General features: G+C 64.7%; 12 protein-coding genes. 10 read left to right on the forward strand and 2 right to left on the reverse strand.

The genetic code is table 11. From position 1 onward, the window contains the following. Positions 1–605 (reverse strand): hypothetical protein (locus tag P4U43_RS10475; RefSeq protein ID WP_277358727.1); only part of this gene is annotated, 605 nt, incomplete at its 3' end. 259 nt (positions 606–864) lie between these two features. Between P4U43_RS10475 and P4U43_RS10480 the strand changes: the two genes are divergently transcribed. The 10 genes from P4U43_RS10480 to asd all read left to right on the forward strand — a co-directional run bounded on the left by P4U43_RS10480 (position 865) and on the right by asd (position 10,803). Continuing rightward, the gene (locus P4U43_RS10480) at positions 865–1,569 is read left to right on the forward strand and encodes a winged helix-turn-helix transcriptional regulator (RefSeq protein WP_056543925.1); all 705 of its coding nucleotides are present in this window, start codon (positions 865–867) and stop codon (positions 1,567–1,569) included. Positions 1,570–1,783: 214 nt separating this feature from the next. Next, positions 1,784–2,776, forward strand: a complete 993-nt coding sequence (gene mshD, locus P4U43_RS10485) for a mycothiol synthase (RefSeq protein ID WP_056543922.1) — start codon at positions 1,784–1,786, stop codon at positions 2,774–2,776. Positions 2,777–2,848: 72 nt separating this feature from the next. Then, positions 2,849–5,074 carry an RNA degradosome polyphosphate kinase gene (locus P4U43_RS10490; RefSeq protein WP_277358693.1) on the forward strand — a complete coding sequence of 742 codons (2,226 nt, stop codon included), beginning with the start codon at positions 2,849–2,851 and terminating at the stop codon, positions 5,072–5,074. Next, the gene (locus P4U43_RS10495; RefSeq protein ID WP_277358694.1) at positions 5,074–6,039 is read left to right on the forward strand and encodes an NUDIX hydrolase; all 966 of its coding nucleotides are present in this window, start codon (positions 5,074–5,076) and stop codon (positions 6,037–6,039) included. The genes P4U43_RS10490 and P4U43_RS10495 overlap by 1 nt, the downstream gene beginning before the upstream one ends. 37 nt (positions 6,040–6,076) lie before the next feature. After that, positions 6,077–6,886 (forward strand): thymidylate synthase, encoded by an 810-nt coding sequence (locus tag P4U43_RS10500; protein WP_277358695.1) that lies wholly within the window; start codon positions 6,077–6,079, stop codon positions 6,884–6,886. Then, positions 6,883–7,482, forward strand: coding sequence for a dihydrofolate reductase (locus P4U43_RS10505; RefSeq protein ID WP_277358696.1), 600 nt, complete (start codon positions 6,883–6,885; stop codon positions 7,480–7,482). The genes P4U43_RS10500 and P4U43_RS10505 overlap by 4 nt, the downstream gene beginning before the upstream one ends. A gap of 48 nt (positions 7,483–7,530) precedes the next feature. Then, positions 7,531–8,481, forward strand: a complete 951-nt coding sequence (locus P4U43_RS10510; RefSeq protein WP_277358697.1) for a hypothetical protein — start codon at positions 7,531–7,533, stop codon at positions 8,479–8,481. 27 nt (positions 8,482–8,508) lie between these two features. Then, on the forward strand, positions 8,509–9,162 hold the full coding sequence (locus tag P4U43_RS10515; protein ID WP_277358698.1) for a hypothetical protein: 654 nt from the start codon (positions 8,509–8,511) through the stop codon (positions 9,160–9,162). Between the two features lie 4 nt (positions 9,163–9,166). After that, positions 9,167–9,574, forward strand: a complete 408-nt coding sequence (locus tag P4U43_RS10520; RefSeq protein WP_277358699.1) for a hypothetical protein — start codon at positions 9,167–9,169, stop codon at positions 9,572–9,574. 77 nt (positions 9,575–9,651) lie between these two features. Next, the gene (gene asd, locus P4U43_RS10525) at positions 9,652–10,803 is read left to right on the forward strand and encodes an aspartate-semialdehyde dehydrogenase (RefSeq protein WP_277358700.1); all 1,152 of its coding nucleotides are present in this window, start codon (positions 9,652–9,654) and stop codon (positions 10,801–10,803) included. Between the two features lie 57 nt (positions 10,804–10,860). On the opposite strand, the gene P4U43_RS10530 is transcribed toward asd, so the two are convergent. Continuing rightward, on the reverse strand, positions 10,861–11,508 hold the full coding sequence (locus P4U43_RS10530; RefSeq protein ID WP_277358701.1) for a TetR/AcrR family transcriptional regulator: 648 nt from the start codon (positions 11,506–11,508) through the stop codon (positions 10,861–10,863). Positions 11,509–11,628 lie beyond the last annotated feature (120 nt).

The following is an 11,628-nucleotide window of genomic DNA, read 5'->3' on the forward strand; positions in this document are numbered from 1 at the left end:
ACGACGGCGCCGCACACCGCGCCGATGATTGCGGCGGCAAGGCCCTCGACATCCGTGAAGATCAGCGCGCACAGTGGTCCGGCGAGCGCCGCGAGGACAACACCGAGCGGCCCGACCATGCGGTCAGGCCAGGGCAGCAGGGCCGTGGCGATTGCGATCAGGACGCTGATTCCCGTCACGAGGGTGACACCGGAGCTTCCCGCGTTCACTCCGAGGTTCTCGGCAGCGACCCAGCCGGCGCCGAGTGCGATGAGCAGCACGCCGGAACTCGCGCCGAGCGTTGATTCGAGGCGGTGACTCTGGCCGGTACCCCGGAGGAGCTGAATGAGGAAGATTGCCCCGACACCGAGGGCCACAGCAACCGGGAGCCAGGTCAGCGCTGCCCCCGAGGGGGAGAAGTAGGCGGCGGCGGTGGCCGCAAGGGCGCTCAGCGCGATGGCCGCGGATTGGCTCTTGCGCGCCGGGACTCCCAGCAGATGCGGCCACCCGATCGCGGCCACGAGGATCAGAACAACGACGGCGACGGCGCTCACCGTCAGCGACACGTAAGAAGCGCCGACGACAGCTATCAGTGCTACCGCCGCAACCAGTGCCGCCATCATCATTCTCACCCCTGCAATACTGCACTACCCACGCGTGAGGCGTCGAAAGCGGCAAATCCGTCCGTGGCCTTCCCGGCGGGATCATTCCCGCGGTGTAGCGAGGGATCAGCCGTTTCGGACGCGATGTTACGGGGGTGCCCCGGGTCACACCGGTATACTGGACTGCAATCCGCTGTCGGCCTGCCGGAACGTCCTGCTGTTTTCGGCACGCGGTCACCGCTGCGCCCGCCCGATGATGCGCGTCCCAATCCCTGGAGGACACATGCCGCACATCCTGATGCTGACGAACAGCCCCGGCTCCTCCGTGGAGATCCTCCCGGCGCTCGAGCTCCTCAACCACAAGGTGCACATCCTTCCCGCCGAGCCCACCGCGCTGCTCGAAACTGAACCGTCCGACGTCGTCATCATCGATGCGCGGAAGGACCTGGTGGGCGCCCGCTCACTGACGCAGCTGCTGCGCGCCACAGGGCTCAGTGCTCCGCTGATGCTGGTTCTCACCGAAGGCGGCATGGCGGCCGTAGCCGCCAACTGGCTGGCCGATGACGTCGTCCTCGACTCCGCCGGCCCGGCGGAGGTAGAGGCGCGGCTGCGCCTTGTCATTTCTCGGGCACATACCGCGGCCGAGGAGGTATCGAGCGAGATCCATGCCTCCGGCGTCGTCATTGATGAGGCCAGCTATACCGCGCGGGTGGGCGGCGAGCCGATGAACCTCACCTACAAGGAGTTCGAGCTCCTGAAGTACCTCGCGCAGCATCCCGGCCGGGTTTTCACCCGTGACCAGCTGCTGCATGAGGTGTGGGGCTACGACTACTACGGGGGCACCCGGACCGTCGACGTGCACGTGCGAAGGCTGCGGGCCAAGCTGGGCCCGGACCATGAGCAGTTGATCGGCACCGTGCGGAACGTCGGCTACCGGTTCACGCTCAGCCGCCAGAGCGGTGACTCGGCAGTCAGTCAGCAGGCATAACGTCAGCCGGCAGGCATAAACAAAGGCTCCCTCCCGCGCTGCGGAGAAGGAGCCTTTGTGTTTGTGGAGGACATACGGGTCGAACGTATCGAGGGCGCCCCACTGGCGCATCCCCCCGGTTGCACTCTTTCGAACGCTTGAAAAGCCTACCCCACGCCGCCCGACGCCGCCAAAATCCTCCCGGAATGGTGGTGCCCGCGGCTACGCTAATCAGATGACTGCAGCTGACGCACCCACCTGGCCCATCCGCACCATCGGCGGTGTCCCACGCGCTGAGGTCCTGCAGGACATCCTCGGCCTCGCCCGTGCTGCGGAAGACGCGGACGGCAACCCTCCGCTGTCCGAACAGACGCTGGTCAACCTGCGTACCTCCTCAGGACATCCGGATTCTCTGCTGGTGTTTGCAACTTATGCCAGTGACGGAAACGGCATCGGCGAGGCGGGTGAGGAGCTGGCCGGCGTCGCCGTCGTCAGCCTTCCACGTGGCGAAAGCCAACCCGGCGTGCTTGAGCTCGTGGTCCGGCCCACCTACCGCAACCAGGGCGTTGGCAGCAGCCTGGTGCGCGTGCTGCAGGACCGCCGGTTGCCGGACCTGCGGGTGTGGTCGCACGGGAATCATGCGGCCGCCGTCGAACTCGCCGGCAAAGCCGGGTTCATCCCGGTCCGTGAACTGTGGCGGATGCGGCAGACGCGCGCCGCACTCGAAGCGACAGTGCCCGACGCCGTGGTGCCTGACGGAGTGCGCCTGCGCACCTTCGAACCGGGCAAGGATGAGCAGGCCTGGCTTGAAGCGAATGCTGCCGCCTTTGCACACCATCCTGAACAGGGCGCCATGACCCGTGAGGACCTGGAGTCGCGGATGGCGGAGGACTGGTTCGATCCACAGGGTTTGATCCTTGCGGTCCGGGAGTCGGACGGGGAGCTGCTCGGTTTCCACTGGACCAAGGTGCACCCCCGCAGCGGCAAACACCCTGCCATCGGCGAGGTGTACGTCGTGGGAGTGACTCCCGCTGCGCAGGGCATGGGACTCGGAAAGGCCTTGACGATTGCCGGAATTGAACACCTGCACTCGCTCGGGCTGCAGGCCATCATGCTGTACGTCGACGCGGACAATACGGCCGCCGTCGCGCTGTACCGTTCGCTGGGCTTCACCCGGTGGGACGTGGACGTCATGTACGCACCAGGTAATACAGCCGGCAACTTGTAAGGTTGAGCAGGGCCTTCACCTGTCCTGCCAGGGCAGGCAGCGCCCCACGCCGGAACCACCAAAGGAGACACTATGGAAGCCGAAACCGCCGCCCGGGTACCGGCACGGTACGGATCATCCGAAGTAGCTCCCGCCCGGGCCACCCAGGACCGCATCGACATCCCGGAGTTCGCCCCGAGCCTGCTGCCGTCAGGCGATATATCCGCCGACCGCTTCCTGGACCGCGAGCTGAGCTGGCTGCACTTCAACGCCCGAGTACTGGACCTCGCCGAAGACCCGGACCTGGCGCTGCTGGAACGCGTCAACTTCCTGTCCATCTTCGCCTCCAACCTGGACGAGTTCTTCATGGTCCGCGTGGCCGGCCTGAAGCGCCGGATCGCCACCGGGCTGGCCGTCCCGTCCGCCGCCGGCCTCAGCCCCATTGAGCAGCTCGAGACGATCATGGCCGACGGCCTCGCGCTTCAGCGCCGCCATGCCGCCATCTTCGCCGAGCACATCCGGCCCGCACTCACCGGAGAGAACATCCACCTCACCACGTGGGATGAGCTGGATGAAGTTGCACGGCAGGATCTGAACAAGCTGTTCGCCGAGAAGGTCTTCCCCATCCTGACGCCGCTCGCTGTCGATCCGGCGCACCCGTTCCCGTACATTTCCGGGCTCTCTCTGAACCTCGCCGTCGTCGTGCGTAATCCGGTGAGCGACAAGGAACTCTTCGCTCGCGTGAAGGTACCCGACCAGCTGCCGCGGCTGATCTCCGTTGACGGGCCGCGCGCGGGGAACGTGGCAGGCCGGACTGCCCGTTTCATTCCGCTGGAGGAGGTCATTGCGGTCCATCTGGACCAGCTGTTCCCCGGCATGGAGGTCCTCGAGCACCATACCTTCCGGGTTACCCGCAATGAAGACCTCGAGGTTGAGGAGGATGACGCCGAGAACCTGCTGCAGGCGCTCGAGAAGGAGCTGCTGCGGCGTCGGTTCGGCCCGCCCGTCCGGCTTGAGGTCACCACGGACATCAACCCCAGCATCCGCGCCCTGCTCTCCCGCGAGCTTGGTGTTGAGGATGCGGAGGTCTATGACCTGCCCGCTCCCCTGGACCTGAGGGGCCTCAGCGTCATCGCCCGTATTGACCGCGGCGACCTCCACTATCCGAAGCACGTGGCGCACACCAGCCGGGACCTCAATGAGAGTGAAACCTCGAAGGCCGCAAACGTGTTCGCAGCGATGCGGCGCCGGGACATCCTCCTGCACCACCCGTATGATTCCTTCTCCACTTCGGTGCAGGCTTTTCTCGAACAGGCCGCGGTGGACCCGAAGGTCCAGGCGATCAAGCAGACGCTGTACCGGACCTCCGGTGACTCCCCCATTGTCGATGCGCTGATTGATGCTGCTGAGGCGGGCAAGCAGGTGCTCGCGCTGGTGGAGATCAAGGCCCGCTTCGACGAGCAGGCGAACATCTCCTGGGCGCGGAAGCTGGAACAGGCAGGCGTGCATGTCGTGTACGGCATTGTGGGCCTGAAAACCCACTGCAAGCTCTCCCTCGTGGTACGCCAGGAAATCGACGGACTCCGCCGCTACTGCCACATCGGCACCGGCAACTATCACCCGCGCACTGCCCGCTACTACGAGGACCTCGGGCTGCTCACCGCCAACCACCAGGTGGGCGAGGACCTCTCACGGCTGTTCAACCAGCTCTCCGGCTACGCCCCGAAGTCGACCTTCAAACGGCTTCTCGTAGCGCCGCGCTCGGTCCGCTCCGGCCTGATTGAACGCATCGAGCAGGAAATCGCCAACAGTCAGGCCGGCCTCGAAGCCCGCGTCATCATCAAGGTGAACTCGATCGTTGACGAGTCACTGATCGACTCCCTGTACCGGGCCTCGCAGGCCGGAGTTCGGGTGGACGTGATAGTGCGCGGCATCTGCTCGATACGTCCCGGCGTTCCGGGCCTCAGCGACAACATCACCGTCCGGTCTGTTCTCGGCAGGTTCCTGGAGCACTCACGTGTCTTCGCATTCGCGAACGCAGGAGATCCGGCGGTATTCATTGGTTCAGCTGACATGATGCACCGCAACCTCGACCGCCGGGTCGAGGCGCTGGTCCAGCTGTCCTCACCCGAACACATCACCTACCTGCTGTCACTGATGGACCGCTACCTCGACAGCGGCACGGCGAGCTGGCACCTGGACAGCGACGGAGAGTGGATCCGGCACCACAAGGACGACGACGGCAATCCCCTGAGCGACGTGCAGTCGTGGTTATTGGCCTCCCGTTCCCGCAGCCGTCTGCGGCCCGCCCGCCAGTGATGACGCAGCCGGACACAGCGGTAGAGAGCAGGCAGAGCAAGAAGGGCGCCGCCGTCGTCGCTGCCGGTGCACTGTGCTGGCGCAGGCGCTCGGGTGCGCTGGAAGTCCTTCTCATCCATCGTCCCCGCTATGACGATTGGTCCTGGCCGAAGGGCAAGATCGACGCGGGTGAGACCACACCCGAGTGCGCCGTACGCGAGGTCCGTGAGGAAATCGGCATTACGGTGCAGCTCGGCATCCCTTTGCCGACCATCGAGTACCCGGTGGCGTCCGGGCTGAAGGTGGTGCATTACTGGGCAGCGAAAGTTGACACCGCCGCCCCCCAACCGGATGGCAAGGAGGTGGACGACTTCCTGTGGTGCTCTCCCGAACGCGCCGCCGAGCTGCTCAGCAACCCCTCGGACAGAGAGCCGCTGAACGCCCTGGTTGAAGCGTTTGCTGAGGACCGTCTGGCCACCTGGCCGCTGATCATCGTCCGCCATGCGAAGGCCAAGCCGCGGTCCTCGTGGACCCGCGCAGAGGGCGAGCGACCGCTGGCCGCGTCCGGGCGGCGGCAGGCACAGGCCGTCAGCCGACTGCTCGAGGCCTGGTCCCCCGAGCGCATCATCAGCAGCCCGTGGGACCGCTGCGTGCAGACGATCATGCCGTATGTGAAGCGTTCCGACGCGAAACTGAAACTCGTGGACGCCATTACGGAACGCGACGCCGCCCGCAAGCCTGGACGGGCCAGCAACACCGTTGAGAAGCTGTTCGACCGGCGCGTTCCGGTGGCTGTGTGCAGCCACCGCCCGGTGCTGCCGCTGCTGTTCGACGTACTCCGTGGGCACATGCCGTCCCAGCTGGGCGAGCTGCTGCCGGCGTCGGATCCGTACCTGGCTCCCGGTGAGGCGATCATCTGCCAGGTCAATTGCAGGAAGGCTGGCAAGGTTGTCTCCGTCGAGCAGTTCCGTGCCTACGACGACTGATTCCGGCCGTGTGGGATCCGGTCTTAGACTAAATGCCGTGACTACTCCGGTTCCCACACCCTACGAAGACCTGCTCCGCGACGTCCTGGCTAACGGGACCCCGAAATCGGACCGGACCGGCACCGGAACGCGCAGCGTTTTCGGGCGGCAGCTGAGGTTCGACCTCGCGGAGTCCTTCCCGCTCATCACCACGAAGCGGGTGCACTTCAAGTCAGTGGCCCTGGAGTTGCTCTGGTTCCTTCGCGGCGACTCCAACGTGTCCTGGCTTCAGGAACGCGGGGTGCGGATCTGGAACGAATGGGCTGATGAGGACGGCGAACTTGGCCCCGTCTACGGCGTCCAGTGGCGTTCGTGGCCCACGCCCGATGGCGGCCACATCGACCAGATTGAACGCCTCATCGATGGGTTGAAGACCAACCCTGACTCCCGGCGGCACATCGTCTCGGCCTGGAACGTTGCGGATATCGAGAGCATGGCACTGCCTCCCTGCCACGCCTTCTTCCAGTTCTACGTGGCGGACGGCAAGCTTTCCTGCCAGCTCTACCAGCGCTCCGCGGACACCTTCCTCGGCGTACCGTTCAACATTGCGTCCTACGCGCTGCTCACCCTCATGGTGGCGCAGCAGGTGGGCCTTGAGCCCGGCGAGTTCGTCTGGACCGGCGGCGATGTCCACATCTATGACAGCCATGTTGAGCAGGTTGCCGAACAGCTCTCCCGCGAGCCCTACCCCTACCCCGCACTGCGCCTGAACCGGAAGCCCGAGAGCATCTTCGACTATGAGCTTGAGGATTTCACGGTGGAGAACTACCAGCACCACCCGACCATCAAGGCGCCGATCGCCGTATGAGCGAGGCCCTGAGCGCCGCTGCGCTGGTCGGCAGCCCTGTTGTAGGGATGATCTGGGCACAGACAGTGGACGGCGTCATCGGCCGGGACGGCACCATGCCGTGGCACCTGCCCGAGGATCTGGCACACTTCCGGCGCACCACGCAGGGGCATCCCGTCATCATGGGACGGCGCACCTGGGAGTCCTTCCCGGAGAAGTACCGCCCATTACCCGGCCGCACCAACATTGTGGTGAGTAGACAGGATCCGGACCCGGTAGAATACCGGGGCGCCGTCGTCGTCGGCTCGCTAGAAGAGGCCGTCAGCGAGGCCCAGCGCAGTGAGGGTGCCGACGAGATCTGGATCATCGGCGGCGGTCAGGTGTATGCGGAAGCGGCCCAGCACGCGAACGCCGCTTATGTCACGGTGATCGACTCAGCGCAGGAGGGTGACACCTACGCTCCTGCACTCGCGAATTCCTGGAATCTCGCCGGAGTTGAGCCGTCCGAGGGCTGGACCACCGCGCAGAACGGAACCCGGTTCCGGATTAGCCTGTGGACCCGGGCGGAGCAAGGTGGGCAGCCCTCCCCATCGCGGGATACCCGCCCCGCTGGGTAGTCTCAGTAGCGGGACGAAGATCAGGCAAGGTAAGAGGCACGGGGAAAAATGACTGGGACGCTGGGGGCAAACCCGGATCAGCTGCGCTCGCTGGCGCAACACTGCAGTGCAGGGGCACAGTCCCTGCTCGACATCTCCGCCAGCGTCTCCGCGGTGGTCAACAATCCCGGGTTCTGGAAGGGCACTGACGCGGATCAGACCCGCCAGCGGTGGAATACCGTGCTGCGGGTGCAGATCCTCTCCGCCTCCACGAGCCTCGACCGCGCCAAGTCCGAACTGCTGGAGCAGGCCGCGGACCAGGAGCGCACAAGTTCAGACGCTGATGGGGCTGGCGGGCCGGGCATGACACCGGCGGGCGGATCGGAACGTATGCCCATCCCCGGAGAAGACGGTAACGTGCCGGGTCCGGACTGGTTACTCGGTCCCGATTCGCCGTTTCGTGACGGCTGGGATATGTACCAGCTCATCAAGGCGTTCCCGAACATGCGCGCGGGGCTCTTCGACATCGGCGCGATGCTGACGCCGGCTCTGCGGAGCGGCTTCGGCGACCCTGCCGCCTGGACTGCGCTGCGCAACTCGAACATGCTCAGCGGCTTCTTCAACACCTCCGGCGACCTCTTCGACGGGAACTGGCATACGGCGCTGAACCTGACTGAAGGCTCCCGAGCCTTCGCTGCATTCGATGTGCTGGGCAAGGGGCTCGGCGTCGTCGGCACCGGGCTGGACCTGTACGACACGATCAACCACCTGAATAACGGGGACACGGGCGATGCACTTTACTCCGGTGCCAAAACGGTTCTCGGGGTCGCCTCCTTCCTTCCCCCACCAGTAGGCACAGTCGCCATGGTGGCCAGTGGAGCCCTTGCCATCTATGACAACGTTCCGGTGGTGCACGACGCCGTCAATGCTGTGGGCGGGGCAATCGCCGATACCGCTGAGGATGTGGGCGGCGCCCTTTCCGACGGCGCCGAAGCCGTCGGTGATTTCTTTGGTTTCTAGGACTTCAATCGCACGAGGAGCAGCACGATGACCGAGACCGTGTCGAAGCCTGAGCAGGCCGACAGCCCGTATCCCGACGCCATCGGATTCGGGTTCGCCGAGGTGGCAGCTCTGCTGAGCCTCGCTCCGGGCGCAGCCGCAACGGCGAGTGCCGCAGCTTTGCGGGTGAGCGATGAAGTCGGTGACACCCGCATGGTTGCGGCGGGCGGCTCCTCCCTTGTGGCACGCGGCCTGGCCTTTGCTGACAGCGACGGCGTGCTCTCGGTCGGCGGCCCTGTGGCTGCGGTGACCCGTGCGCTCACCACGGCGCAGCGCCGGATCGAGATCAGCCTCGTTGCGCCCAATTACTCGGACAGCGTGATCTCCATCGAATCGGCGGAGTACGAGATCCTGATGCAGCCGCGCAGCCATCTCACCTGGTTTGCGATGGCCAAGCGGCCGGACATCACCGGCGCCGAGGCGAATTTCTTCATCGTGCAGTCGCACTGTGCTGAGCATCCGGACGGCGGTGCACTGGTGAAGAACCGGGAGACCCCTGAGGCCGGTGAGTTGCTGATCAAGGTGGAAGAGGGCGCCTGGACTGTTGGACGCCGACTGCCGGGCGCGGATTCCGTTGAATCAAAGCGGGGCCTGTCCGACAGCGATGTGCTGGCCCAATTACGCGCACTACGACAGGACTGAAGCATTGGTCTACAACGCCGAGCGGGAACGCCGGGATGCCGCAACAAGGGCCGCACACGAGGATCAGGTGGCGCGGACCGGTGAGAATCGAGTGCTGACGCGCGGGATCAACGGTGAACTCGTCAGCTATACCCGCGATGAGTACGGTGTGGGGCGTCTCGGGTTGGGTCCGCGCATCAACACGCGCTGGGGGCATCTTGTCTATGTTCTCGCTATTGCGGTCATCATTGGCATCTTTGTCTACCTTCCCCTGCGGAACCTTCTGGTTGAGGGCGATTCAGGGATGCTCGGATTCCTTGTTATTCCGGCTCTCCTGTTGATACTCGAGATCTTCGCCGTCAGAAACCTCGTGCGGGAGTGGCGCGCACACAAGCTGCGCGAGGCGCGCGGGCTGCCGCGGCCCGCCTACTGAGCCGCGCGGCATCGTCGCCCTACGGCTGTGACGTAACTGACCGGCACGAGAGTGGCATCCTCGCCTAAACTGGAGGCATGACAACCGCTGCGCACCTGTCCTCGTCCGCGCCCTCCGTCGGTTTGGTCGGCTGGCGTGGGATGGTCGGCTCCGTCCTGATGCAGCGCATGCAGGATGAGGGCGATTTCCGTCTCATCAACCCGGTCTTTTTCTCCACGTCCAATGCCGGTGGCGCCTCGCCGTCGTTCGCCGAGGGCGCCGGTCCGCTGCAGAATGCCTATGACGTCGAGGCCCTGGCAAAGCTGCCCATCATCGTTTCCGCCCAGGGCGGCGGGTACACCTCAGAGGTGTACCCCAAATTGCGCGACGCCGGGTGGGACGGCCTGTGGATCGACGCCGCCTCCACGCTGCGCATGGAGGAGAGCTCCATCATTGTGCTGGACCCGGTGAACCGGGACGTGATCGATGCCGGGCTCGCCCGCGGTGTCCGCGACTTCATCGGCGGCAACTGCACGGTCTCCTGCATGCTGATGGGCCTCGGCGGGCTGTTCAGAAACGGCCTGGTTGAGTGGGGAACCTCCATGACTTATCAGGCAGCCTCGGGCGGCGGAGCCCGGCATATGCGCGAGCTGCTGAACCAATTCGGGTCCATCCACGGCGCAGTCGCCCAGAATCTGGCAGACCCGGCGTCAGCAATTCTCGACATCGACCGCGCAGTGCTGACCCAGCAGAAGAATCCGGCCATGGACGCCTCCCAGTTCGGGGTGCCGCTTGCCGGATCGGTGATCCCCTGGATCGACGCGGACCTCGGCAACGGGCAGTCCAAGGAAGAGTGGAAGGCCGGCGCGGAAACCAACAAGATCCTCGGCAAGGACACCGACGGAGCCCGGATCCCCTTCGACGGACTGTGCGTACGGATCGGCGCCATGCGCTCCCACTCGCAGGCACTCACGCTGAAACTCACCGAAGACCTGTCCGTGAGTGAGATCGAAACACTGATCGACCAGGACAACGAGTGGGCAACCGTGGTCCCGAACACCAAGGAAGCCACCCTGCGGGGCCTTACACCGGTAGCTGCCAGCGGAACCCTGGAGATTCCGGTTGGACGAATCCGCAAGCTCGAAATGGGGCCGGAATACATCAGCGCGTTCACCGTGGGAGACCAGCTCCTGTGGGGGGCTGCCGAGCCGCTTCGCCGCGCGCTCCTGATCGCAACCGGCAATCTCTAGGGCTGCTTCCCTACCGGGGTCTAACCCGGCTGCTCCGGTCTGCCGGCGTAAATACTTTCACGACCCGCTGCTGTCTGCCATGGGTTGCTGTGCCGACCCAGTTTCGGGACTAATGATGATCAGATCAAGATAGGCCTTGAGTGTTTGCGGGACATCAACGTCCTCCGGATTGAGAAGCCACTGGGTTTGAATGCCGTCCCACAGGGCAACAATCGTGGGTCCGGCGATGCCCGGGTCAATGCCGGGCCGCAGTCGTCCGATGCTGGCTAGATAACGCAGTTCGTTGCTGTACTCCCCTCTGAGGCGCTCAAAGCGCTTCACGAAGTACTCCCGGGCGGGGTGGTCCTCGGTGGTCGCTTCTCCACACAGCACCGAGTAGAGCTCGATCAGATGGGGAACGCCTTCGTTATTCTTCGCTTGCTGAACGACGACCTCGGTGAAATGCTCGCGCGTCCCCGGGGTGTCAGGACTGATTTCGTCACGGTACTCAAGGACAGCCACAAGAAGCTGCGCCTTGGTTGGAAAATGATGCAGCAGTGTCGTCTGTGCGATTCCAGCCCGGTCGGCAACGTCCTGGATGCTCCCGGCGCTGTAGCCCTTGGACCCGAACACGGCTACCGCAGCCTCCAGGATTTCACGCTGGCGCGCGGCAGTTTTCGCGTAAGGTCCGCGTGTGCCTCCCCGGGCAGTTGACTTGGTTTGCATGGAGCCAAGTCTAGGTGGCCTAAATATAGAGTAACTACTCGTTTTTCATGTTATCCTCGTCATATCGACATCCTGAACTCTTGACTACGCCCTCGCGGTTGCGAGACGAACTCTGAGACG

The organism is Arthrobacter vasquezii, assembly GCF_029455255.1.
GTDB lineage: Bacteria > Actinomycetota > Actinomycetes > Actinomycetales > Micrococcaceae > Arthrobacter_D > Arthrobacter_D parietis.